The 24688-nt window shown below is 46.3% G+C and carries 15 protein-coding genes, 1 pseudogene and 1 riboswitch; of the genes and pseudogenes, 10 read left to right on the top strand and 6 right to left on the bottom strand.

Features of this window, described 5'->3' with window-relative positions:
* Positions 1-202 precede the first annotated feature (202 nt).
* From V1U08_RS05715 to V1U08_RS05685, 7 genes and pseudogenes are all read left to right on the top strand, one after another.
* Positions 203-1828 carry a SulP family inorganic anion transporter gene (locus V1U08_RS05715; RefSeq protein ID WP_330470147.1) on the top strand — a complete coding sequence of 542 codons (1626 nt, stop codon included), beginning with the start codon at positions 203-205 and terminating at the stop codon, positions 1826-1828.
* A gap of 3 nt (positions 1829-1831) precedes the next feature.
* Positions 1832-2848: a UDP-glucose 4-epimerase GalE gene (galE, locus tag V1U08_RS05710; RefSeq protein WP_065303151.1), complete on the top strand. Its 1017-nt coding sequence runs from the start codon at positions 1832-1834 to the stop codon at positions 2846-2848.
* A gap of 14 nt (positions 2849-2862) precedes the next feature.
* Entirely contained in the window at positions 2863-3915 is a 1053-nt protein-coding gene (locus V1U08_RS05705; RefSeq protein WP_330470237.1) for a UDP-glucose--hexose-1-phosphate uridylyltransferase, read from the top strand.
* Positions 3916-4171: 256 nt separating this feature from the next.
* A complete protein-coding gene (locus tag V1U08_RS05700) occupies positions 4172-5341 on the top strand; it encodes a glycoside hydrolase family 88 protein (RefSeq protein ID WP_065298036.1) in 1170 nt (389 codons plus the stop codon).
* A gap of 66 nt (positions 5342-5407) precedes the next feature.
* Positions 5408-7594: a 1,3-beta-galactosyl-N-acetylhexosamine phosphorylase gene (gnpA, locus tag V1U08_RS05695; protein ID WP_330470146.1), complete on the top strand. Its 2187-nt coding sequence runs from the start codon at positions 5408-5410 to the stop codon at positions 7592-7594.
* Between the two features lie 107 nt (positions 7595-7701).
* On the top strand, positions 7702-9720 hold the full coding sequence (locus tag V1U08_RS05690) for a polysaccharide lyase 8 family protein (protein ID WP_330470145.1): 2019 nt from the start codon (positions 7702-7704) through the stop codon (positions 9718-9720).
* A gap of 181 nt (positions 9721-9901) precedes the next feature.
* Positions 9902-12632 (top strand): annotated as a pseudogene (locus V1U08_RS05685) (M16 family metallopeptidase).
* A gap of 58 nt (positions 12633-12690) precedes the next feature.
* Here V1U08_RS05685 and V1U08_RS05680 read toward each other — a convergent pair.
* Positions 12691-13788, bottom strand: a complete 1098-nt coding sequence (locus V1U08_RS05680) for an AarF/UbiB family protein (protein WP_330470144.1) — start codon at positions 13786-13788, stop codon at positions 12691-12693.
* Positions 13789-14078: 290 nt separating this feature from the next.
* On the opposite strand from V1U08_RS05680, the gene katG reads away from it, so the two are divergent.
* The 3 genes from katG (at position 14079) to V1U08_RS05665 (ending at position 20429) form a co-directional block, all read left to right on the top strand.
* Positions 14079-16250 carry a catalase/peroxidase HPI gene (katG, locus tag V1U08_RS05675; RefSeq protein ID WP_330470143.1) on the top strand — a complete coding sequence of 724 codons (2172 nt, stop codon included), beginning with the start codon at positions 14079-14081 and terminating at the stop codon, positions 16248-16250.
* A 557-nt stretch (positions 16251-16807) separates the two neighbouring features.
* Positions 16808-16892, top strand: a riboswitch (cyclic di-GMP riboswitch).
* Between the two features lie 270 nt (positions 16893-17162).
* Complete coding sequence (locus tag V1U08_RS05670) at positions 17163-18734, top strand: glycoside hydrolase family 68 protein (protein ID WP_065298040.1); 1572 nt, start codon at positions 17163-17165, stop codon at positions 18732-18734.
* Positions 18735-18806: 72 nt separating this feature from the next.
* On the top strand, positions 18807-20429 hold the full coding sequence (locus tag V1U08_RS05665; protein WP_330470142.1) for a glycoside hydrolase family 32 protein: 1623 nt from the start codon (positions 18807-18809) through the stop codon (positions 20427-20429).
* A gap of 310 nt (positions 20430-20739) precedes the next feature.
* Here the strand turns inward: V1U08_RS05665 and V1U08_RS05660 are convergent, their stop codons facing one another.
* The 5 genes from V1U08_RS05660 to V1U08_RS05640 form a co-directional block, all read right to left on the bottom strand.
* Positions 20740-21024, bottom strand: coding sequence for a hypothetical protein (locus V1U08_RS05660; protein ID WP_330470141.1), 285 nt, complete (start codon positions 21022-21024; stop codon positions 20740-20742).
* An 80-nt stretch (positions 21025-21104) separates the two neighbouring features.
* Complete coding sequence (locus V1U08_RS05655) at positions 21105-21515, bottom strand: hypothetical protein (RefSeq protein WP_330470140.1); 411 nt, start codon at positions 21513-21515, stop codon at positions 21105-21107.
* Between the two features lie 9 nt (positions 21516-21524).
* A complete protein-coding gene (locus V1U08_RS05650; RefSeq protein ID WP_014235041.1) occupies positions 21525-21746 on the bottom strand; it encodes a hypothetical protein in 222 nt (73 codons plus the stop codon).
* A gap of 11 nt (positions 21747-21757) precedes the next feature.
* Positions 21758-23323, bottom strand: coding sequence for a M6 family metalloprotease domain-containing protein (locus V1U08_RS05645; RefSeq protein WP_330470139.1), 1566 nt, complete (start codon positions 23321-23323; stop codon positions 21758-21760).
* Between the two features lie 757 nt (positions 23324-24080).
* Positions 24081-24539: an exoribonuclease R gene (locus V1U08_RS05640; protein WP_118120848.1), complete on the bottom strand. Its 459-nt coding sequence runs from the start codon at positions 24537-24539 to the stop codon at positions 24081-24083.
* Between the last annotated feature and the right edge of the window lie 149 nt (positions 24540-24688).

Raw genomic sequence — 24688 nt, 5'->3', positions numbered from 1 at the left:
TTTATAATCTGTGTCACATAATTGAAATTGATAAAAATTAAAAATGAAATAACGTTTCATTTAATGTTGATTGCATCGGGGCGATTGTTTATAGTTTTTGTGCTCATTTTGCTTCTGTATGAATTTTTAGTTTCTGGGTGAGTACAGGAAAGCGAGGTGATCATCTTCCCGTCATAAATCGACTGTTGTTAGAGGAATCGTGATGCGCGCTGTTGAACATCGCAAGTTGTCCCTTCTGTTTCCGTTTTTAAGCTGGTCTTCCAAGGTAAACTCTCAAACTCTTAAAGCGGATATCTTAGCCGGACTTACAGGAGCAATTATCGTGCTCCCCCAAGGTATTGCTTATGCCATGATTGCAGGTTTGCCACCTGAGTTTGGTCTGTATACAGCAATTATTCCCGCTATTTTGGCATCACTGTTTGGCTCATCACATCATTTGATTTCGGGCCCGACAGCGGCTCTTTCGGTGATTGTCTTTACCACCATAAGTCAATTCGCTGATCCGGGAACGCCTCTTTACATCCAACTGTGTTTTACGTTGACCCTGTGTGCCGGGATTATTCAACTGCTTTTCGGATTGTTGCGTTTTGGCGTTGTGGTCAATTTTGTGTCTCACTCTGTGGTGCTTGGGTTCACTTTAGGTGCGGCGATTGTTATCGGGGTCAGCCAGCTAAAGCATGTATTGGGTTTGCAATACGACTCAGGCGAAACGGCGGTTGAAAATATCATACTGCTAGTCAGTAATATCAATGCATTAAATAGTAAAGAGCTATTAGTGGGCATGGTTACCATCGCTGTTTGTGTTTTGTGTAAACGCATTTGGCCAAAACTACCCCACATGTTATTCGCGACCTTGGTGGCGATGGGGTTTGCGACTTGGATGAATCATGCCGGTAACGAGGTTTTGATGGTGAGCCAAGTAAGCAGTAACTATTTAAGCCTGTCTTCTCCTTTTGTTGGTTTTAGCCATATATCTACCATGCTTGACGGTATTTTCGCGGTTGCGATGTTGGGTCTGGTTGAAGCGATTTCAATTAGCCGCTCAGTTGCGATGAAATCTCGCCAACAGCTTGATAGTAATCAAGAGTTTATCGGCCAGGGAATTTCAAACATGGTTGGCTCGTTCTTCTCTTGTTATGTCTCCTCGGGCTCTTTCACCCGCAGCGGCGTGAATTACAGTAGCGGCGCACAAACCCCACTAGCTGCCGTGTTTGCTGGCTTATTCTTATTGATCATCATGGTGCTGTTTGCTCCGTACGCAGCCTATATACCGATTGCAGGTATGGGAGGCTTGTTGCTGGTTGTTGCCTGGAATCTGGTGGATGTTCATCACATTAAAGTGATTGCAAAACATGATGGTAAAGAAATCTTTATTTTGGCAGTGACCAGCCTAGCCGCGATTTTTCTTCACCTTGAACTTTCTATCTATGTTGGCGTTGCAGCTTCTCTCTTCTTTTACCTGCGCAGAACGTCGCGTCCTACCATTGAATTATTAAATTGCGACGAGCTGAATATTGATGAACAGCAAGATATCGCGGTTATTCGCATCAATGGTTCGATTTTCTTTGGTTGCGTTCAATACCTCCACCAAGAGTTGCAGAAGATCAGTTCTAAGCAACTGATTATTTTGGGAAGAGGGATCAACTTTATTGACCACCTTGGCGTACAGATGCTTGATGACTATGTGTCAACCAGCGGGCGGAGCGTCTATTTCTGTCGCTTTAAAGCGAACGCCAAAGCATCACTATTAAATGGTGCAACATCGGTACGAGAAGAACATTTTTCCGATCGATTGACGCCATTGTTAAAGCTCATTTGTAAGAGGTAATTCATGAAAGTATTAGTGACGGGTGGCTGCGGCTATATCGGTAGTCACGCCTGTGTTGCATTGGCTGCTGCAGGACATGAACCGATTGTGCTGGATAACTTCAGCAACAGTAACCCTAAGGCCGTGGGTCGTATTGAGAAGTTGATTGGGCGTTCATTGGTTGTATATCAGGGGGACATTCGCGACCGACTCGTGCTTGATTGCATTTTCGAACAGCACAGAATCGGTGCCGTGATGCATTTCGCCGGGTTAAAAGCAGTAGGCGAATCAGTGGCCAAACCCCTCGAATACTACGATAACAACCTCTCAGGCACGCTGAATTTACTGGCAGCGATGAGAGCCGCACATGTTTACCGTTTTATCTTCAGTTCATCGGCGACGGTCTATGGCGATCCTCTAACAGTTCCTATTTCTGAAACTGCCCAAACCGGCGCAACGACCAACCCATATGGTACGAGTAAACATATGGTCGAAAGTTGTTTGAGAGATTTCTCTGCTGCCAATCCAGACTGGAGCATCACGCTGTTACGTTATTTCAACCCGATCGGGGCTCATCCTAGCGGTTTAATTGGTGAAGACCCAACCGGTATTCCCAATAACCTGATGCCGTTTATTACTCAAGTGGCGATTGGACGACGCGACACGCTCTCTATTTTCGGTAACGACTACCCAACGCATGATGGCACTGGCGTGCGTGACTACATTCATGTTCAAGATCTCGTCGAAGGCCATGTGGCGGCACTGGAAGAGCGAGGCAATGTCAGTGGGCTGCATGTCTACAACCTTGGGACGGGTAATGGCGTCAGCGTATTAGATATGGTTGCGGCGATGAATAAGGTACTCGGCCGAGAGTTACCGGTGCGCATCGAGCCACGAAGAGCCGGTGATATTGCGCAGTGTTTTGCCGAAGTGGATAAGGCTGAGAAAGAGCTTGGCTGGAGCGCAAATCACGATTTAATGGATATGGTTGAGCACAGTTGGAACTGGCAGCAGCGCAATCCGAATGGTTACCAATCTTAATTCTTTAAGGAAACATAATGTCTCAATCATTTGATGTTGCAGAGCATCCTCACCGTCGTTTTAATCCTCTTACGGGTGAGTGGGTGCTGGTGTCGCCTCATCGCGCGAAAAGACCGTGGCAAGGGCAACAAGAAACCCTCAATATTGAAAACCTGCCAAGCTATGATGATAACTGCTTTTTGTGCCCAACGAATAAGCGGATCAGCGGTGATGTGAATCCGAATTATCAAGGTACGTTCGTGTTTAAGAACGACTTTGCCGCCCTCACAGAGCAAACCCCTGATTCACCAGTGAGCGATGATCCTCTTTTTCAACTTCATAGTGCCAAAGGGGAAAGCCGTGTTATCTGCTTCTCGCCTGATCACAGCCGCACTTTGCCAGAGTTGAGCCTGGAAGAAATTGGACATGTGATTACTACTTGGATAGAACAAACGGAAGAACTGAGCCAGCGTTATCCTTGGGTGCAGGTGTTTGAAAACAAGGGTGAAAGCATGGGCTGCTCTCAACCTCACCCGCATGGTCAAATTTGGGCAAACAGTTTTTTGCCTACCTTGGTAGCCAAAAAAGACCAACAGCAGCAGCGCTATTTTGCGCAGTACCATAGTCCTCTGTTACTGGATTATGTTCAGCGTGAAGTGGCGTCTGGCGAGCGTATTGTTGTCGAAAGTGATTATTGGGTGGCCTTGGTTCCTTACTGGGCAGCTTGGCCATTCGAAACTTTGGTATTGCCAAAAATTAAGCTAAGTCGACTGACGGAAATGACTCAAGAGCTTCAGGCTGATCTCGCCAAGACAATTAAGTTGTTAACCACTAAGTACGATAACCTTTTTCAGTGCTCTTTCCCTTACTCAATGGGCTGGCATGGAGCACCGTTTATAGGTGGAAATCCCGACGCTTATTGGCAAGTACATGCGAGCTTTTTACCACCATTACTGCGCAGTGCCACAGTACGTAAGTTCATGGTTGGGTATGAAATGCTAGCAGAGAGCCAGCGTGACCTAACGCCTGAGCAAGCGGCAGAGCGTCTACGCAACGCTTCAGAGACGCACTACAAGCAGCAAGACTAGTTTTGCGACGTTCGGAGAAGAAACGCTTCTCCGAACCGCTGAATCATAAAGGTAGTTGGCGGTTGGCGAGTTTGACCATTCGCTGTAATAGAAAGCTGAAGATCAGCTTTTTTTTGAAATTAATATTTAAAATGAAATGATGTTTTAAAAATGTGAGCGAGTTATGCGTTTATAGAAAAGTATCACTGTAAACTATAGATATATCATCGAGCATAACCCTGAGTTTGCATTACAAAGGTTTTAAGAGAATTTCGGTATGAGTGAAACGATTACTTTGCGTCCGTTGCCAGGCACACTGGACGAAACAAAAGTGGTGAACCATCTAACCACGGTAGTAGAAGCGATTAAGCGTAATATTCCTAAAATTGGTGAGCGTAATCCAAAAATTGGTACGTCGGAGCATCAATGGGATTACTGTGACCAGTTTGATTGGGTTTCGTCGTTTTGGACAGGCGAGTTATGGCTCTGCTACCAAATGACGGCTGATCAGCAGTTTAAAAACAGTGCCAAGTTGCGCAAACAATATTTTGCCGACATGCTGCTTGACCCATTCTGGTTAGATCACGACTTAGGTTTCCAATACAGCTTAAGCTGCGTGGCCGATTACAAATTGACCGGCGATGAAGAGTCAAAAATGATGGCAATTCGCGCCGCTGATCACCTTATCCATCGTTTCAGAAAGATTGGTGGTTATATCGTTGCGTGGAATGACACGCATCCTCTTGGCCCTGAAATTACGCAAGGCAAATCGATCATCGATTCTCTGCAAAATACTGCGTTACTATTTTGGGCGTCAAAAGTGACGGGTTCTCCTGTTTATGCGCAAGCCGCAACTCGACACAGCGAGACGCTAGCGAAGTATATTGTGCGTGAGGATTACTCAACGTATCACTCATTTAACTTCCATCCGGTCACTCAGGAGCCGATCAAAGGTGAGACGTTCCAAGGTTACGCGGATGATTCCTGTTGGGCTCGCGGACAGTCATGGGCAATCCACGGTTTCGCTCAAACTTATCTGTACACCCAGGACGAGAAATTCCTAACGCTGGCGAAGAAGCTAGCTCGCTACGCTGTAGAGCAAATCACAGACGATGGCGTTCCTGTTTGGGATTACTCGCTACCAAGTGACGAAATTCAGTACAAAGACAGTTCAGCAGGCGCGATTACTGCAGCGGGCTTACTGTTGATTTCGCAATGTATTCAAGATCCAGAAGAAGCGAAGCAGTACCGAGATTGGGGTAACTTCCTGTTGCAAGGTCTGATGAACAGCTGTGACTTAACGGGCGATGAATCTGCGCTTGGCTTGCTTGCGCACGGTGCTTCGTTTGTCAAAGTTGGTCTGTGCGACAACATGTTGCCGTACGGTGATTACTACTATCTAGAAGCTTTGATGCGCGCAAACGGTTATCAGAAGTTCTTCTGGTAAGCACACTCGAATATCCATTCAGGGGGATAAAAGCCCCCTGTCTCTCCCAACTTTTTGGAGCCTATCATGACCCAATTTGCCTCTCGTAAAGGTCATATGACCCTGCCTGTCGAAGAAGGGCAGGAAGAAGTAGTACTGGATTTATATCAGCGTTGGCAAGCGGATGCACTTCGCGACAGCGATGGTACAACCATGCCAGATTCATTAGCTGAGCAAGACAGCGACATCTATTCAGTGATGTGCCTTGTTCGTGCCGATCAGGAATACGCGAACCAACATCCGGAGTACTTACATCGTAAATATCTGATGTCGTTCCCTGTGACGGCGATGAGTGATCGCGTTGAGATTTACCCACTCAATGGTTACAGCAAAGACAAGTATGAACTGGATGATGACAGTGAGCCGAAGCTTTGGTGGGAAGTTAGAAACCGTACCTTGAACGAAGTGATTCCGGCTGACAAGTGGGAATTTGATGCAGATCATCAACGTATTGAACTCTTTGATGCGATCCCTTATCACGAGTACACCATTACCTTTATGGCGCGCCAGGTTTGGGACAGCGTTTCTATGTACAACGCGCTGACTAACGATTGGAAAGGCCCTCGTATTAAGAGTCTTGACCCTTACCATCCGGAATGTCGTGCACATTTGTTAAACCATTTTGCACACTGGTTAGAAACGCATCCAAATACCACAGTAGTTCGATTCACCACCTTTGCGTTTTTGTTTGTTATCGATACGGGTGAAAAGAACCAAGACATCTATCGAGATTGGACGGGCTATGGCGAAACCGTGAGCCCACGAGCGCTAGAAGATTTTGAAAAGCGTTTTGGCTACAAGTTGTCTCCAGAAGATTTTGTTGATGCCGGTTACTACAACGGTACCTATAAAGTGCCTTCTAAGCAGTACCAAGATTGGATGACCTTTGTCCAGGAATTCGTTGTGGAGTTTGCCGCAGAGCTGGTCAACATGGCTCATCAAGCCGGCAAAAAGACCGCAATGTTCCAGGGAGACCACTGGATCGGGACGGAACCGTTCCTTGAGAGCTACCAAAAGATTGGCATCGATATTAATGTCGGCGCGGTAGAAGATGGCGTAGCTCTGCGTCGTTTAACAGATTCAGGTGGTGATCAGATTCGCGAAGCGCGTTTTTATCCTTACTTCTTCCCGGATGTATTCCGCGAGGGGAATGATCCTGTGGTTGAATCTATGTCTAACTGGACCAAGATTCGCCGTGCGATGTTGCAAAAACCGTTGGACCGTATTGGCTATGGCGGCTACTTGTCACTTGCGAACCAGTTCCCGCACTTTATTGACCATGTGACTGAAATCTCAAGTCAGTTCGGTGACTACCTTGAGTTCACACAACGCAGTGAATCGAAGAAAGTAGCAGGAAAAGTCGCCGTGTTAAGCGCATGGGGTGCGGCACGTAGCTGGCTGCAAAACCAGGCTCGAGACCAGCGTTTCTATGTTCCACCTCGCCCTGATGTGATGGAACTGGTAGGTAACAACATCCTTGAGTGTCTGTCTGGTTTGCCGTTTGACGTTGAATTCATCAGCTTTGATGACATTGCAGAAAAAGGCATCGATCCGGAGATCAAAGTCATCATCAACACGGGTGATGCGAACTCTGCATGGAGTGGTGGTGAGTGTTGGAACGATCCAAAAGTCATCGTTGCACTGCGTCAGTTTGTTGCTGAAGGCGGTGGCTTACTGGGTGTGTCTGAGCCTTCTGCATGGCAGAAAAATGGCCGTTACTTCCAGCTTGGCGATGTATTTGGTTTAGAGAAAGAAACCTCCCTGACGATGGGACGCGTCGCGATGCCACTGCAAATCGCGGAAAACCATTACTTAAGTCAGTTCATTAAGGGTGACGAGGACTTCGGTAACCCAAGCTATGTGTATCCACAAGCGGATGACTTGACGGTATTGGCAGCTCAGGGACAACATTTGGCGTTAACCGCGCGCGGATACGGTGCTGGTCGAGCTGTGTATCTGGGTAACTTGCCATTCAGTATGGAAAACGCGCGTTTGCTACAACACATTCTGTTGTGGCTGACCCAGCAGGAAGCGGTTTCTCACGCATGGTTGTCTAACAACCCGTACGTCGATGTTGCTTTTTATCCTGAGACCAACAAAGCCACGGCCGTGAACTTCACGGATCAAGCTCAGCAGGTCACGGTATTCAATACACAAGGTGAACCACAACAATTGGCATTACAGCCATATGAGTGGAGTTGGTTCGATAACTAATCAAGTCAAAGAAGGTGTGAGAGCACCTTCTTTTTTTATTTTCTGACAGTGAACAAGGTTGACTGTTGCATCCCCCTTTCTGGCTGAATTAAGGAGTTATTCGCATCGTGTATTCACAACATTTGATGCAGATCCGACATAAGGTGTCACAAACAATTGTTGATCAGCAATTGTCTCTTCAAACACAACAAGTCTGGCAACGGCAAGTAGCGCAGTGGCAAGCCACTTTTTCTCCTCATTCTGGTTGGCCCGATCTCCAGTTGGCAGACGCCGAGCAGGATGGACAAATCATCCATGCTTATTTACAGCGTGTGCTGGTTCTCGCTTGCCAATTTAAACGTCAGCGCTGTTTAAACGCGCATACTATTGCTGAACAGGCCTTGGCGTATTGGTATCAAATAAATCCAACTAACTGGAACTGGTGGTGGAACCAAATCGGTAAGCAACGACTGATGGGGCCAATCGCTCTGTTGCTCAGTGAAGAGCTTAGTGAAACGTTAATCAAGCAGTTGATACAAGATCTGCCCAATAACGCGTCAATGACAGGCGCCAATCGAGTCGATCTTGCCAATGGAATAGCCTATCGTGGGTTGTTAGAAAGCGATGAATCACTTTTTGCAAAGGCGATGGAAGCGATAGCAGAAACGATTACCATCACTCAGGAAGAGGGCATACAGGCTGATTTCTCCTATCAACAGCACGGTCCGCAATTACAAAATGGTGGCTATGGTGAATCGTTTATCAATGTTGCGCTTCCCTGGGCTTATGTTTGCGCGCAGACTCGATTCCGTTTTTCATCACAGCAACAACGTTTGTTATTGACTTACTATCTCCAAGGCTCGGTGTGGATGACTCGGACCGGGCGCTGGGATTACAACGTTTGTGGCCGGGCTATCGCCAAACCTGATTTGGAAAAACCGCATTGTCGAACCATGCTGACAACTCAAGCGAAGATGTTGTTGGCTTTGTTCCCTGATTATCGCCTTCAGTTGCAAAGATATCTCGAACACCTTCAGGGGCATGACTACCCTTTTTCTGGGTTTAAACACTTCTGGCGTTCTGATTACGCGGTTATGGCTAATAATAAATACGCTGTGTCTGTGAAAGCCAATTCTTGTCGAATCACGCCGATTGAAACTGGTAATCAGGAAAATCTGACGGGTTTTTGGTTGGGCTTTGGCAGTATGAATATTGGGGTGACGGGTAACGAGTACCACGATATTTATCCTTATTGGGATTGGGCTAAGATTCCGGGTGTGACGTGTCCACAAATTGTAATGCCAGCCCACGAATGGGGAAGAATAGAACAACAAACCGACTGGACGGGCGGCGTCAGCAATCGCCGTTGGGGCATGACCAGTTTCGAGCTGGATGTGATGCAAACCCAGGGGCTAAAATCTTGGTTCTTTTGTGAGGGGGTTATTATCGCTCTTGGTGCGGGGATAAGTTCGACACACCCTGAACCGGTAATGACTACGATTAACCAGTGCCACTATGATTTCCCAGCGTGTGTAAATGATGCATACCATAATGGGGAGTCGACGTTGGTTAAAGCCAAAAGTTGGTTGCATCATGCAAATGTGGGTTACGTTCTAGGTAATGTGAATGCTCACTTACATAGTCACATACAACAAGGCAGTTGGCAGCGAATTAATGCCCACTTGAGTACAGACAAAGTGAGTGGCAGGGTGTTTAAATTGTCAATTGACCATGGTGTTCAACCTAAAAATACCTGTTATGAATACACGCTGTTACCTGGGTCTTCATTAGCAGAGACGAAACGTTATGCCGCTCAACCTTATGTTAAGGTATTGGAGAATACGCCTGCGCTTCAGGCGGTGGTTTATCAAGGCCATATTGGCTGTGTTTTTCGTCACCCGGGTCGTATTGAAATACCTGAGTCTGATACGCAAGAAGGTGTCACTTTAGAGGTCGATAAGCCGTGTTTATTGCTTTGTGAGAAAACACAGACAGGCTTTCAATTTGCCATATCAACACCCGGAAGAGGTGATAGAGTCAACTTAGATCTTCACTCTAAAGGGGAGAGTCATCGATTTTTTGTCGAGACTTCCGACAAGCTTGATCGACTCGGAGAGAGTGTTCGTTTTGACCTACACTTGCATTAGTTTTCTTTAACTTGAGCTGGTGGCTATGCTTTGAGTTTTGCACCTGGACTTCAATTGGATATAAGCCACCGCTAAAGCGGGGTCTGGAGCATGGAGTTAAGCCGAAGGCCCCATCACGTATATTAAGGCTATGCGACTAGAAAGAGTTTGTATTGCATGGTCATCATCTCGGATCATTGCTATGCGCTATAGTTTGTTAGCCTCGACCTTAATATTGTCGGGCTGTGTTGTTACCCCTAACTCGACAAAGATTCAGGCTGACACCAACTGGTACGTTAATCAGTTACCGAATGGTTTGAAATATCATATCTACCCGACACAAGACCAAGAGGTCTCTGTGCGAATGGTGATGAACATTGGTTCGTTTCAAGAGCAAACAAGCCAAAAAGGTTATGCACATTTTGTTGAGCACATGGCATTTAATGGCAGTACGCACTTTTCTGGTAATGAGGCGATAAGATTATTCGAGCAGTCCGGAGGGAGTTTTGGCGTATCAGCAGACAGGATACAAACTGGAGCTCGCGGACCCAAGTCAATTGCAAGACGCACTAATCTGGATGCGCGATATTGGCGACGGGCTGACCTTTTCACCAACCCAAGTGGAAAAAGAAAAAGGCGTGATCTTAGGTGAGTGGCGTCGTGCGAACCCGGATGATAAGCCTTTTGCTTTAAATGCGTATCAAGCTTCGGTAGAAGGTACACTTTATGGCGAGCATGATCCTATTGGTACTCGAGTTTCGATAGAAAAGGCGACGCCAGTTACGCTGAAAAGCTTTTATCAACAGTGGTATCAGCCGCAGTACGCCGAGCTTATCGTGACCGGCAATGTTAATGTCGACGCTCTTGCGGAAGACATTAACAAGACCTTTTCCAGCTGGAAAAGCACGTCAGATGTGGTGATTAAAAAACGCCGCGATATTCGCGTGAACATCAATAATGAAATCCTGCCAAGTAATTCCATTGAGTCACCCAGCCTGCATCTTGTTGTTGAACGAGGCGCGATAGGACGCCAAACCGTCGAACAACAGCATCAAGAGTGGTTGGATGAAGTCGCTGGACAATTGATCCAGCAGAGACTGATCACAGACCTCAATGATGCTGCCGTTCCTTTCCAGTATGCGTACGCTCAACCTTACTATTCTAACTACCACCGGATGATGTCTGCCGGTATTGCGTTTGCGCCAGAGCGCCGCGAAAAAATGCACCGCCTGTTTATCAGCACGTTAACTTCGCTTCGGAGTTATGGCGTCACCCAAGCAGAATTAGACAGTGTTATGGCTAACTGGCAAGGTGAACTCACCAATCTGGATTCGGACTGGAGCAAGCGTAAACCCAATAGCTACGCTGATGCGCGTGTATTCCAGTTAGAGCAAAACAGCGTCAGCCAGTCAAAATCAAGTTACGCTCATAGCCTGACAACGTTTCTCGACAACGCCACGTTAGCCAGTGTGAATGCTCACATTACAGAGCTGTTGTCTTTGCCGCCAAGCTTTTCTATCGGGATGAGCAAAAACGAAACGCGCGCGCAGTTTCCCGATGTATTCTCATCTCTAAATACGGCTTATTTCCAACCCGGAGAAAAACCATTGTCGATGGAAGCGAGAGCGGGTGGTTTCCTTCAGCCAGTTAAGGAAGGCAGCATTATCAGTGCTCGCAAAGAGGCGGGAGGGTTTGAGGTATATACACTCTCTAATGGCGTCGATGTATGGTTCCAAAAGGACGAAAAAGCGGGTGGGCGCGCTTACATTTACTTTGCAAGCCAAGGCGGTAAAGCGGCAGTAGATAAGCCGCTTTACCCAGCTTATGAGATAGCCACCATGGCAGCGGTAAGAAGCGGGCTCGGGTACTTTTCAGGTTCGGAGTTAGACAGTTACTTACGTAGCAACAATACTTCTATTGTTCCGATGTTAGATACCACCAGTCACGGCGTAAAAGTCACCACGCAAAAAGCACAGTTGGAAAGTGCATTGAATGCAATTTATAACCTGAGCACAGAAATTAAGGTCGATGAGCGCCAACTGACAGCGGTAAAGCAAGAATTTAAACAGCAGCGTCGCGCGTTTTTTGAGTCACCAATGGGAAAGTTGGTTCAGGAAGCCAATCAAAATGCTTATCTGCCGGAAAGTCGCCATCGTATTTTGGATAGCGATGGTGTCGAGAGCGTTACCGCAGAACAGATACTTGCGGTACACAAGCGTTTGTTTAAGTTCAATAACGGCTTCAAAATGGTGGTGGTTGCGGACATAGAACCAGAGCAACTTGAACCTCTGTTGACCAAGTTTGTTGCTTCTATCGAAATGACACCTGGTGAGCCTATTGATTACCACGTGGCTTTGAATCCGCAGGCATCTGGTCGCTCTGTAATGACGGATGGTCATGAGCCGTCTTCACTTTATTTGCAGCGTTTGACCAACGCCAATGATGTTACCCAAAGCGCGAGAGACACGATGGTTGTCGATATCTTACAGCGCATCAGTGCTGGACGCGTAATGGCTCAATTACGTGAAGATCTGAGTTTGGATTACAGTCCGAGTATTTACCCGATGATACAGGATCGTGAGCAAGTCTCGGATTGGATCTTTGAATCGCAAGTCGACCCAAAAGATGTGGCGATCATGGACAGTCAGTTAAATAAAATTTTTGATGATCTGGCGAAAAACATTACCCAGAAAGAGGTCGATATCGCAGCGAAACAATTGGTGGTCGCCATGCAAGGAATGAAGGACAGACCTAGCCAGCGAGCATGGGCATATGGTCGTTATCTGGTGCATGATTATGGGCTGGATCTGTTGTTGAATGTGGAACAAACGGCTAAAAGCATCACTTTGGAAGAGGTTAAGTCGCGTGCGCGATCAGTATTTGGACCGAAAGCAAAACGCACAACGATCATTCTTAATCCAATTAAGAAGTAGCACAATCGTCACTTAGCCCAAGTGAGAAGATGGACATTTTACTTGGGCTATTCAGTGGTTACTGGTGGTTTTTACTGAGCTGATATTCCTTCACCAAAGCAAGTTTGTCGCGGTAGGAGTCCATAAGTTCTTGCTTTGATTTCCCTTCATTTTGGTAGAACAGTGCACCTTGTTCGCTGAGAAAATCATAATGCTCGTTTACCATCTCAAGAACCGTATTGACGCGCTTTAGCGTTGTTGCAGTACAACTTTTCCCATCAATATCATCTTCGATATCCAAAACATGCGAGCGAAACATCTCAACAATAAATAAGTCCTCTAAGGCTTTTTTATTCTGAAGGGCGGTTTGGTATTTGGTCACTTGCGCTTCTTTGTGGTTTAAAACGGCAGAACTGGCGTGGTTAAGACGTAGCCACTTGCATTGCTCTAGTAAGACGCTAAGTGCTTCATGTTTAACGTTTTTGAATAGGGTTAATGATTCTTGGTGAGAATAACCTTGCTGCACAAGCCAGCCCGAAAGGAATCGAGTTTCAAAGCGCTCACAAAACTGAAAGATAGGCGCATTAAGGCCGTCACTGTTGAGCTCCGTTAGCGGGTCGAAGGGGTACATGTAACCGAAGTCGAACAGCCAGAGTTTATGGTCGTCATCTACGAGCAGATTGCCACTACATAAGTCCCACTCGAACAGGCCAATTTTTTCACACGCAGATAAGGTTGAGAATAGCTGGTAAAGCAATGAGGAAGATACATCGCTGACGGGTTCCCCTTCTATCCACTCAGAAAGAATGATGCCTAAGCGATAATCAGCGTACACGGTCGGCACGATGCATTCGAAGTCCACGGAGGTGTGCGTAGAATCTTTCTGCTTTTGCAAATCAGAACGACGCTGCACTTCATTCAGGAACGACAACTGTCCATTAAGATTTTGCACCTTGGCTTCAGGGCGCTTCTTTTTCAGAGTGTAGTCTTTTCCGCCAAACCGAACCCGAAATACTTCAGCCGTTAATCCACTTTGAAAAGCTTCCACCACATAAGGAGAAGCCTCCGTCGTCCGAGCCAATTGTTCCGGAGATATCGGACAATCGTCAATATTGCCAACGATGAGGTTTTCTCCGCTCTTTTCAAATTGCATCTGCTGCTTTTGACGTTTGTCCATGTGAATGCCCATCTTCCTATTGATTCTGATTATTTTATCAAGAGTGTCAGTTTGTAAATCCTCCTTACTTCATAAACTAAGAGGCTGAGTTTTAAGGCGCATATCGGGAACTGAAGTTTTGTGAGGATGATCTGTATGCGTGTGTCATACCTTTCTGACCAATTTGTCATACAGTTCTTAAACCATGATTAAAGGGGTAAGTGTTTGAAAATTAGCCTAGAGCTTATGCTAACTTAGCGATAAATGAGATTCACTTACAAAAAGATATTTATCTCTTTAAGGAAAACTTTATGAGTAAAAATAGCCATTCAGCAGGAAAATGCCCGGTGATGCATGGCGGTATGACATCTACGGGGTCTACTGTTATGGATTGGTGGCCGAATGCCCTAAACCTAGATATTCTTCATCAGCACGATAAAAAGACCAACCCTCTGGGTGACAGTTTTAGCTATCGTGAAGCATTGAAAACGCTGGATGTAGAAGCGCTGAAAAATGATCTAAAAGATCTGATGACAGATAGCCAAGAGTGGTGGCCAGCGGATTGGGGTCATTACGGTGGTTTGATGATCCGCATGGCGTGGCACTCAGCAGGCAGTTATCGTACTGCTGATGGTCGAGGCGGTGCATCTACCGGTAACCTGCGCTTTGCGCCACTAAACTCATGGCCTGATAACGGTAACTTAGACAAAGCACGCCGCTTACTGTGGCCAATCAAGAAAAAGTACGGCAATAAAATCAGCTGGGCTGACCTAATGATTCTGGCGGGTAACATGGCGTACGAATCAATGGGTCTTAAAACCTTTGGTTTTGCATTCGGTCGTGAAGATATCTGGCACCCAGAAAAAGATACCTACTGGGGTTCGGAGAAAGAGTGGTTAGCGCCTTCGGGTGTTGAGGGGAGTCGTTATTCTGGCGAGCGAGACCTAGAAAACCCTCTAGCAGCTGTAATGATGGGTTTGATTTACGTGAACCCAGAAGGTGTCGATGGCAATCCGGACCCGTTAAAAACGGCAGCTGATATGCGCGTGACCTTCGCTCGCATGGCGATGAATGATGAAGAGACGGTAGCACTAACCGCTGGTGGCCATACGGTGGGTAAAGCGCACGGTAATGGTGATGCTGCGGAATTGGGGCCAGAGCCAGAAGCTGCAGATATTGAAGAGCAAGGCCTTGGCTGGAACAACCATACATCGCGTGGCATTGGCCGTGATACGGTGACCAGCGGTATTGAGGGCGCGTGGACCACTCATCCTACACAATGGGATAACGGTTTCTTCAAAATGCTGCTTGAGCACGAATGGAAGCTGACAAAAAGCCCGGCAGGTGCTTGGCAATATGAACCAGTAGAAATTGCCGAAGAAGATAAACCAGTCGATGTTGAAGACTCCTCAATCCGTTACAACCCTATGATGACGGACGCCGACATGGCGCTTAAAGTCGATCCTGACTACCGTAAGATTTCAGAGCGTTTCTACCAAGACCCAGCTTATTTCAATGAAGTCTTCGCTCGTGCTTGGTTCAAACTGACTCACCGTGATTTAGGCCCTAAAGCTCGGTATGTTGGCCCTGATGTGCCGGCTGAAGACTTAATCTGGCAAGACCCTATTCCAGCAGGTAATACCGAATACGATGTTGAAGCGGTTAAAGCTAGAATTGCCGCAACTGGCCTGAGTGTTTCTGATTTGGTTGCGACAGCATGGGATAGCGCTCGCACATTCCGTCGTTCGGATCTTCGTGGTGGAGCAAATGGTGCGCGAATCCGCTTGGCCCCGCAAAATGCTTGGCAAGGTAACGAACCAGAACGTCTGGCGCGAGTGCTGGGAGAGTTAACGAAAGTGGCGGAAGAATTTGGTATCAGTGTTGCAGACGCGATTGTTCTTGCGGGTAACGTCGGTATTGAACAAGCGGTGAAAGCAGCAGGATTTGACTTTGACGTGCCATTTTACGCTGGCCGTGGTGATGCGACAGCAGAGCAAACTGACGCAGAGTCATTCGACGTTTTGGAGCCGCTGGCAGATGCTTTCCGTAACTGGCAGAAGACGCACTACACGGTTACTCCAGAAGAGATGATGCTAGACCGCGCACAACTACTTGGTTTAACCGCGTCAGAAATGACAGTCCTGATTGGTGGAATGCGTGTACTTGGTACAAACCATGGTGGTAGCAAGCATGGGGTATTCACTGACCGCGTTGGTGTATTAACGAATGACTTCTTCGTCAACCTAACTGATATGGCATACCTCTGGAAACCAACAGGCCGCAACTCTTATGACATTTGTGATCGCAAAACGGGTGAAGTGAAGTTCACTGCAACTCGCGCGGATCTTGTGTTTGGTTCAAACTCTATCTTGCGCTCTTACGCTGAGGTGTATGCTCAGGACGATAACCAAGAGAAGTTTGTCAAAGACTTCATCGCTGTCTGGACGAAAGTGATGAATGCTGACAGGTTCGATTTGGTTTAACGAACTAATTCTGTCAAATACAGACTGAGTAATCAGTGTTCTTGTTTAAAAGCCAGCAGTATCTCTGCTGGCTTTTTGCGTATCCATGCCAGACATTTTTTATTTGCATAACGTTGCTTGAATGAAAATCGTAACGGCAGATATGTATCGCTTTATCTTAACCAAATACACTTTTTGAACGACTGGTAACGTTCCCTTTTTATTCTTAGTTAAACCAATGTGAGTTTGTTGTTGCGTATGAAATTTGATCGATATTTAAATTGCTAAAATCATTGTCATAAAAATGACAGTTTTTAGTTAATAAATCAGTTGTTTATGAAGGGGACGTTAATGTATCTAAACAATTTTATTGTAACCGGATCCAAGTCAGTTTCATTAAGGGTTTGTTAGGTACGCGTATTCATATATAAAGGCGTTCGGATGTCTGACTATTGTCAGAGTTTTATATCCTTAATCTTATTGATCTTGAATTGTCATTTTTCGTTGTTATGCTTTTTCGCGTGGTTAGCAAAGGCTTACCCACACTCAGTTCATCATCTCTTCTCTTGTAGGATGCATGACTGAAAAGGCAAAACCTCCGAAAGGGGGTGACGCAAAGTCTCCGATCTAACGGACATTTCCTATGATAGCGGGACCGCCAGTTTTGTATTTCGACTTATTAAATTCGTTCGATTTTTAGTATCAAACTCTTTGGTCTGATATTTACATTCACGGATGCATTCAGTCATTTGTTGATTCTGTTTGTCTGTGAATGGCTAAGTTTTACCTAATTTCGGGAACGTTACCGAAATTAGTGTGATTTTTAGATGATTTCGAATGGGTTATGCCGTTGATAGTTTGTGACATTTCTGAGGGTTAACCACTTCTGGAAAATTGAATATTTTGAGAATTTTATTAACAGAGGTAAGTAAAATGCGTTCGACAAAAATGAAAGCGGGAGTCCCTATTTTAGGGATTTTAATGGGAACAGCGGCAAGTCAGTTAGCTTTTGCAGCACAACTTCAACCTGGTCCAGAGCCAACGTTACACACTCAAGAAGCTTACGCTCCTGAGAGTAATTTTACGGCTAAATGGACCCGTGCTGATGCTCGTCAGCTCAAGCGTATGTCTGATCCAATGGCTGGGTCACGTGAGAACTCTATGCCACAAGAGTACACGATGCCGAGCGTCCCTCAGGATTTTCCTGACATGTCCAATGAGCAGGTATGGGTATGGGATTCATGGCCACTGACTGATGCGGATGCCAACCAATATAGCGTGAACGGACAGGAGATTATTTTCTCTCTTGTTGCGGATAGAAGCCTAGGTTTTGATGAACGACACCAGTATGCGAAGATCGGCTACTTCTATCGTCCAGCGGGTATTCCAGCAGAGGAACGCCCAGAAAACGGTGGCTGGACTTATGGTGGCCTTGTTTTTGACGAAGGTGTCACCGGACAAATCTTTGAGGATCAGTCATACAGTCATCAGACACAATGGTCTGGTTCTGCCCGAATTTTCCCAGGTGGTGAAGTGAAACTTTTCTTTACCGATGTTGCGTTCTATCGTGACTCAAACGGCAATGACATCAAGCCATATGACCCACGCATTGCACTCAGTGTCGGTAAGATACACGCGAATAAAAATGGCGTAAAATTCACCGGATTCGATAAGGTGATTAATCTTCTGGAAGCTGACGGTACCTACTACCAAACGGCTGAGCAGAACCCTTACTTTAACTTCCGTGACCCGTTTACGTTCGAAGATCCTGCTCATCCAGGCGAAACCTTCATGGTGTTTGAAGGTAACTCAGCAATGGAAAGGGGCTCGGCTAAGTGTACCGAAGAAGACCTTGGCTATCAGGATGGTGACCCGTACGCTGAAACAGTCAGAGATGTGAATGCATCGGGTGCGACATTCCAGATTGGTAACGTTGGTTTAGCGCGAGCGACGAATGATGACCTTACCGAGTGGGAGTTTTTACCACCGATCCTTTCGGCGAACTGTGTTACTGATCAGACCGAACGACCTCAGATCTATCAAAAAGATGGTAAATACTACCTATTCACTATCAGCCACAGCACGACGTTTGCAAGTGGTATCACTGGTCCGGAAGGGGTGTATGGCTTTGTAGGTGATGGTATCCGCAGTGATTACCAACCACTGAACCAAGGTTCAGGTCTTGTACTTGGTAACCCAACCAACCTGAACTTCTACCCAGGAACGCCTTACGACCCAGACTACAACCAGCCAGCAGGTCACTTCCAGTCTTACTCACACTATGTGATGCCTGATGGGTTGATTCAATCATTCATCGATACTATCGGCGTTAAAGAAAACTTCCGACGTGGTGGTACTTTGGCACCAACAGTGAAAGTCCTGATTGATGGAGATACTACTGAAGTCGATTACTCTTATGGGACTAGTGGATTAGGTGGCTGGGCGGATATCCCTGCAAATATAAACGTTAATCCGAGCGGCGTGATCCAGAAAACGCTTAAATAGAATTCCTGAAGTTGTACATGTCATAAATCAGAGGGGCGGGCATTCCGCCCCTCTATGATAATAAGAAGGATTATGCGCTTTAAACTTAACTCACTGACGGGCATAACACTTGTCACTGTTGCCTGTGCTTCATTTGCATTGTTTACTGCCAGTCTCTCACTTTCTGGCGTTGAATTAGCGTCTGCGAGCTCGTCTCAATTTACTCGCCCTTCAGAATGGCCCCCTTATCGGCCAGCTATACATATTACTCCCAACAGACATTGGATGAATGATCCTCAGCGTCCTTTCTTTATCGATGGTGTCTGGCATTTCTACTATCTCTACAACGCTGATTACCCAAATGGGAATGGGACGGCGTGGTATCACATGACATCAAAAGACCTCGTCCATTGGCAGGAACATGGTGTGGCTATCCACAAATATAAAAACGGCCTTGGCGATATTCAAACGGGGAGCGTCGTCGTTGATACCAACAATACGGCGGGCTTTGGTGCCGGAGCGATTATTGCTATTGCGACTCAGCAACACGATGGTGTACAGCGTCAGTCACTCTTTGTTTCAACCGATGGTGGTTACCACTTTAAAGAGTATGACGATAACCCAATCATGGATAACCCAGGGGCTGAACATTGGCGTGATCCCAAGGTCATTTGGGATGAGGAGAAGCTTCAATGGGTAATGGCGCTTGCGGAAGGGCACAAAATTGGCTTCTATACCTCTTCAGATCTTAAACACTGGACATATCAATCCGATTTCCAGCGTGAAGATCTTGGTCTTCTCGAGTGTCCTGATCTGTTTCAACTCTCGCTTGATGGTGATCCTAATAATATTCGCTGGGTGCTTGCATCCGGAGCGAATGGTTTCAGAACAGGAAAAACGACGGGCACGGCTTACTGGATTGGAAGCTGGGATGGAAAGCGCTTTATACCAGAAAGTGAAGAACCACAATGGCTGGACGCAGGAGCTGATTTTTATGCGATGGTGTCGTGGCAAGATTCCAATTTAGGTGCTGACCAGCGTCTTGAATCTCGCTACGCGATTGGCTGGCTTAACAATTGGGGTTATGCCAACGAGTTGCCAATTAAAGCATGGCATGGAGCCGCGAGCTCTATTGTTCGTCAAATAAAACTGCGTACTGTAGATGGAAAACCTGTCCTTTTCTCCCAGCCGATTGAGGCAATAGCAGGGCTTGAAGGCGATGCTTATACTCGCTCGGCCGTTGAAGTATTAGAATCATCGAACACAAGTTTCCCCAAGCCGATATCTGACGCTTACCGCCTTAAAGTCGATCTTGACGCACACTCAAACGCTAGTGAGTTCCAGTTACAACTCAAAGGAAAGGACGGTAATTTTGCCATTGTAGGGTATGACTTCGAACACGAAACAGTGTTTATCAGACGTGATAGGGATGCAATAGCAAGCTCAATGCCTGATGTATATCGTGAGGAACGTAAAGCGGTAGTTCGTGCCCATAACGGTATCGTAAAACTAGACATCATTGTCGATACGTTCACCATCGAAGTGTTTGTTAACGATGGTGAGATGTCGCTGTCTAATCTGATATTTGGAACTCAGGACGCCAATGATCTTACGGCGGTATCTGTTGGAGGAACCACCGTACTCCGTAACCTAGAACTTACGCCACTGAAGGTTACTCCGATTCAGCGTTACTCTGGTGAGGGAGCGAAGAAATAAGAGTTTAATTTGGCAAGCTAAAAGGGCGTGATGGCTTGCCATAATTTGTTCATATTTGCCTCAGAGTCGCTAAACAGACTAACTAAAACATTCCGGCAATTAAGGCTAACGCAAAAATAACAGCCAGCATAACCAGAAAAAACTTCATCATTAATCCAAGATCATTACTACCACCACGTGGGGGTTTATTGCAGCAGCTCATGGTTGGTCCTTTATTACTGAGAAATGTCGATCTGATGATAATGGTTACCCTTGGGGGAAGGTAAAGGGGAGCTCTCAGGTAAGTCTACCTTTACAGAAATACTATAGACTAATGAAAATCGACACTGATACCACTTAGTAGACATTCCTGATGATGTGGCCCGCCGATAAACTCGGCCTGTCCCCGAATTTGGCTGCCGACCGTTAGCTCGTCGACGTTGTCAAAAGTGAAACAGTCTAAATGGGAGCCAGGCTCTGTAAAGCAAGGGCCAAACTGACGATCGACCTGCTCGATGAGTAAACGTACCCGATGCTTACCATTATCACTCTGGCTAATTGCCAGCACCTGGCCGGTTAGGGTGGATTGATTGGGGGCTGCCGAAACTCCGCTCATAGTTGGCTCCGTAAAAAATAACAAGATGCACACCAGCAGTGTAGAAGGTGTGCATCGGCTTGTTAAGTACCCGTTCAATTCTACTTCTTCGCTCGGGTGGATTTTTTCTTCTCAGCGACCGGTTGCTCTTTCGGTTCGGGGATGGCGACAATGGTCAACTCTGCATCCATGAAATCGTCAGGCATGGGTACATGCTCATCGAGCGAGTCGGAAAATGCCATTTCAACCATATCCGGTCGCGGAGCCACACTTAGGTCGCTTATTTCTTCGTGAAAGAAGTCTTCAGGACCTGGTGCGGGCACGTCGTCAAACGCAGCCGCTTCGTTGAACTCAGCAGAACCGTTGGGTGCCGGTGCACTCAGCTCATCGTGACTCTCTGCAACTTCTTCAACGCCTGTAGGGGGAGGACCGTCGTCTGTGACGAATGCCTGAGCCGATGTCTGAACATCAGGTTGTGACTCAGTAATATTGATATTAATAGTCTGTGCCATAGCAGCCCCCTAGAAATAAAGGATGGTGATTTGACTGGTACTGTCTTCAATGGTGCCGGATACAGTTTTACCGCTGCCTTTTGCGGCATTGAGCATCATAAACATATTAGTTGAGCTATCGGTATTGCTAGGCTTAATTTTCCGCCAGCCGATGGTATCGATATACCCCCAGACATTTTTTGAGTGTGGAGTCGAATAGGTACGAAGAATTTTTTTGTTGGAAAAGTTCATGAGTATTTCTCCTAATTCATGTATGCGGCATAAATTTTACTACCGTCGATTTGTACCGAGACGGGTCTATCGAAGGCTCGCGCGTTTACCAATAGATTGAATACATTACTGACGCCATCATTGCTGATACCATCTATTTTCCGCCAGCCGATTCCGGCGAGGTAGGCCCAGCAATTGTTCGTATGAACGGTGGCATACGTGCGTGAAACCGCGACGTTGTGCTTCCATTCTTTCGCCGCTGCACCGCCGACATTGACGTTAGCCGTGATATTGTTGCTCACGCGAGTAATATCGCTGACGGTTACCTTGGAGTCGGCACCGCTGTAGCTTTTGCTGTTGGGTGTCGAGGTATTGGAGAAGCGATTATTGCTGCCCGATGGATACGGGTCGTTACTGTCGCCTGAGTTAGCGTTGGTATTGAGATGGCGTTGCCCATCAGCTTGCTCAATATCGACCAGATAATGGCTTTCATCGGTGTTGTTGGTTTTGTTTTCATCGACATGCTCGATGATCATCCCCTCGCCGGGTAAGTATTGATCGTAACCGCTTTTTTGACGGTTGCTGAGCAGGAAGTACTCCTTGCTGTTGACACTACCGATCGGAAGCTTGTAAACCTGTGCGTTGTCGCTGTAGGGGGTGAGGTTAATAGCCTGGGCACTGTTGAAGATCACTCCAGGTGTGACCCATCCAGCTTGTACCTTACACCAAGCGGTCGGGTGCGCTGGGGTATTACCGCCATTGTTCCAGCTGCCGCCCGCCATTAAATCCCAGCTACCAGTACCGCGACTTGAATAGTCGGTGTCGTATAGATCTGGCCATCCCATTAGCAGATGCCCTAATTCGTGCGACATGACGCCGACCCGGCCATTTTCTGGTGCCATAAAATAACGATCGACCACTACACCATCTACGTTCTTGGGTGAGATGCTCCATTTATGTGACCATATGTCATCTTTATCACCAGATTGTTCGCCGCCGATGCCCGCACAAATGATCACCAAAGCTTCTACTTTGCCATTTCCGTTGTTGTCGTAGTTGGCGAAGTTGACATGAGGTGCAGCCAGATCAATCACATCCTCTGCCAGTTTTTGAGCGTTGCGAGGGTAGCTACCAAAGCCAAAATCGTTGTTGGTGTAATAACTTTTTGGCTGCGGCGCTCTATACCATCCGGCTGTTGGACCGCTGCCGGATACTTGGCCCTGTACATCTAACTTGTTGTAGGACACTTCGCGATAGTATTCACGCATACTGTTGCCACCGAGTGAAAACAGCAGGTTATTAAAGTGACTCTGTGGTTGCGTGGCGGTTTTATCTGAAAAGTCGACGAGCAACACCAGTGCCCGTCGCACTCCGGTTACCGGAGCCGACTCAAGAGTGTGGTTATGAGAGCGGGTTTTTGCCGGGCGTCCGGTGATAAGCGTATAAGTACGCATATCAAGCAAGTCGACCTGATCGACCTGGTCCAGTAGGCTACCGTGTAAGAAAGCATCCTTGGACTTGTCTATCTTGTTATGCAGCTCCGGGGCCGGAGGCATAATACATAAGTCTCTACACATAATATAAATTCCTTTTGCCATTATATTACGTTCGATTTCTGGTTATCTTTTAACTGCTTGGCCAGAACGATAGCACGTGCTTACAAGGGCAAGCTCGTTACCAAATGAAGCAGCTGATTCAGTCTTAAATAAGAACATGTCTTGTAAGATTCACGTTACTACTCCACCTGCCCCTGCATTGGCAGAGATGTCTCAAACTCTTCTTATTTATACTTTACTCAACTGCGTGCATAAAGCTTTAGTCAAGACAATCGTCAAGTCAAATACAGCAAGGGCTACAGCCTAGTTTGGCAAGACAGAAGAGGCGTTGAAAACAAGCTAAAATGAGCGGTTAAGAACGATAATATTGATTAAGTATGTAAATACTCACTAACAATGAGGCGGCGTAAAAATAAAAGATATTTTTTAAGTAATTGCTAGGTGTTAAAAGGAGAGTTTTTAAATGCTCAAAGTTGCATATTGATAAATGTGTAGAGGTTTGTTTAATTTTTTGCGTGATTCCAGACTGCTCGCATCTAATATGAAAATAGTATCACTATCGTGATTAATTTTCTGTTTGCTCAGATTGTTATAATACGAAAAAATTTATCTGATTTTTTTGTTGAAAGCAGGTGATTATCAGAGAGTGTTTGGGGGAAATGGATTCCTCAACTATAAGCTATTTTCTAGCCAAGTAGAGGCAGTCCTGATTACACTGCCAGCGTCTAAGAATAGCGTTGTAAAAAGGTGGACCGATGCTCCACCTTATTCAAAATAGCCTGAACAGATCGAAACAAACTTAGTCTTGGGAGCTAAGTTTTGCATTGAGCTCAGCATAAGTGTGCAGCAGCTCTGTCAGTGTCTTAACCCACACAAATACATCCGTTGGGGTGTTTTCAAGCAGCTTTTCTACTTGCTCACAATGCGTTTCCAAAGTGATGGCTTCTTCCAAACGAAATGAGATCGCATAGAAATGCCAAAGGATCAGGCGTGTCATTCTCTCGCTGTTTTGCTTCGCGTTCTCGGAGTCATCAAAAGCTTGTTGAACTTCACTCAGCGCAATAGCCGTCATACGCAGCATCGCATCGAGGCGGGCAGACAGCATGCGGTCTTCACTATCCACTTCTTCTTGATCAAAAGTAAACAGCTCATTCATCACGTCTTCTGGCACCATTTTGCTGATCATGCGAGCACTAAACTCTTCCAGCTCATGACGAGGCATGGTTACAAGGCAATCGAAGGTGTAATCACGAAGCATAAAATCACTCTAGTTTGGTAATAGGTTTCAGTCCTTGCATTCTAAGTGCTGAGATTTCGATTACCACTGTTTATTCTCGTTTAGGAGTGACTTTTATTGTGAGTAAAAGAACGCAGAAGTGTACGAATTTAGAGCAAAGCGCACCATTA

The organism is Vibrio sp. YYF0003 (assembly GCF_036350715.1).
GTDB classification, from domain to species: Bacteria; Pseudomonadota; Gammaproteobacteria; order Enterobacterales; family Vibrionaceae; genus Vibrio; species Vibrio natriegens.
This window is presented reverse-complemented; position numbering and strand designations above follow the sequence as displayed.

Bases quoted from the DNA above. Each gene is read 5' to 3' on its own strand.
- V1U08_RS05715 (WP_330470147.1), top strand. From the start codon at position 203: ATGCGCGCTGTTGAACATCGCAAGTTGTCCCTTCTGTTTCCGTTTTTA.
- galE (WP_065303151.1), top strand. From the start codon at position 1,832: ATGAAAGTATTAGTGACGGGTGGCTGCGGCTATATCGGTAGTCACGCC.
- V1U08_RS05700 (WP_065298036.1), top strand. From the start codon at position 4,172: ATGAGTGAAACGATTACTTTGCGTCCGTTGCCAGGCACACTGGACGAA.
- gnpA (WP_330470146.1), top strand. From the start codon at position 5,408: ATGACCCAATTTGCCTCTCGTAAAGGTCATATGACCCTGCCTGTCGAA.
- V1U08_RS05680 (WP_330470144.1), bottom strand. From the start codon at position 13,788: ATGGACAAACGTCAAAAGCAGCAGATGCAATTTGAAAAGAGCGGAGAA.
- katG (WP_330470143.1), top strand. From the start codon at position 14,079: ATGAGTAAAAATAGCCATTCAGCAGGAAAATGCCCGGTGATGCATGGC.
- V1U08_RS05670 (WP_065298040.1), top strand. From the start codon at position 17,163: ATGCGTTCGACAAAAATGAAAGCGGGAGTCCCTATTTTAGGGATTTTA.
- V1U08_RS05665 (WP_330470142.1), top strand. From the start codon at position 18,807: ATGCGCTTTAAACTTAACTCACTGACGGGCATAACACTTGTCACTGTT.
- V1U08_RS05660 (WP_330470141.1), bottom strand. From the start codon at position 21,024: ATGAGCGGAGTTTCGGCAGCCCCCAATCAATCCACCCTAACCGGCCAG.
- V1U08_RS05655 (WP_330470140.1), bottom strand. From the start codon at position 21,515: ATGGCACAGACTATTAATATCAATATTACTGAGTCACAACCTGATGTT.
- V1U08_RS05650 (WP_014235041.1), bottom strand. From the start codon at position 21,746: ATGAACTTTTCCAACAAAAAAATTCTTCGTACCTATTCGACTCCACAC.
- V1U08_RS05645 (WP_330470139.1), bottom strand. From the start codon at position 23,323: ATGGCAAAAGGAATTTATATTATGTGTAGAGACTTATGTATTATGCCT.
- V1U08_RS05640 (WP_118120848.1), bottom strand. From the start codon at position 24,539: ATGCTTCGTGATTACACCTTCGATTGCCTTGTAACCATGCCTCGTCAT.